Genomic DNA, 989 nt, shown 5'->3' on the forward strand with positions numbered 1-989 from the left:
AATACACCAGCTAACACACCTAAATGCTCACCTTTTGGAGCCATTGCCATAAGAGCAAAGATACTTCCTGGAGATGGCGTAGCTACAAGACCAGTGTTGAATAATGTGAATGTGAATACTCCACTCATTCCTCCGCCGATAACAGCTAATAATAACATAGGTTTCATTAAGATATATGGGAAATAGATCTCATGGATCCCACCTAGGAAGTGAATAATAGCTGCTCCAGGTGCTGTTTGCTTGGATGTACCTTTTCCAAATAAACAGTATGCTAATAGTACTCCAAAACCAGGTCCAGGGTTTGATTCTAATAAAAACAGAATAGATTTCCCAACTTCTTTTGCTTGTTCTACCCCAATTGGACCTAAAATTCCTTGGTTAATCGCATTGTTTAAGAATAAAACTTTAGCCGGCTCGATAAAAATACTTGCTAATGGCAATAGATTTGCATCCACAATCGCTTGTACGCCATTTGATAATAAACTGCTTAAGCCTTCTACTACAGGACCAACATATTTGAAAGCAATAATAGTAATAATAGCTCCTAGAATTCCTGCAGTAAAGTTATTAACTAGCATTTCAAAGCCTGTTTTAACTTTTCCTTTTAATAAATCATCCACTTTTTTGATTAAATATCCACCAATTGGCCCCATAATCATAGCACCAAGGAACATGGGGATATCCGCCCCAACAATTACCCCCATAGTGGCAATGGCACCAACTACTCCTCCGCGAACATCATATACCATTTTACCGCCCGTATAACCAATTAATAATGGCAATAAGTACGTAATCATTGGGCTCACTAACTTAGCAAGCTCCTCATTTGGGAACCATCCTGTTGGTATAAACAAAGCAGTTATTAATCCCCATGCAATAAATGCTCCTATATTTGGCATAATCATTCCACTTAAATGACTGCCAAAACGTTGTATTTTAACGCGAATATCACTTTTATTCTCGTTTGACATATTAATTTCACCCCTTAT

At 37.6% G+C, this 989-nt stretch carries 1 protein-coding gene; it reads right to left on the reverse strand.

Translation table 11 applies throughout. From position 1 onward, the window contains the following. Positions 1–971, reverse strand: a 971-nt coding sequence (mtlA, locus tag CWS01_RS22130; RefSeq protein ID WP_101179746.1) for a mannitol-specific PTS transporter subunit IIC, incomplete at its 3' end; no start/stop codon positions are given. Positions 972–989 lie beyond the last annotated feature (18 nt).

It is taken from the genome of Niallia nealsonii, assembly GCF_002835805.1.
Classification (GTDB): domain Bacteria; phylum Bacillota; class Bacilli; order Bacillales; family Cytobacillaceae; genus Niallia; species Niallia nealsonii.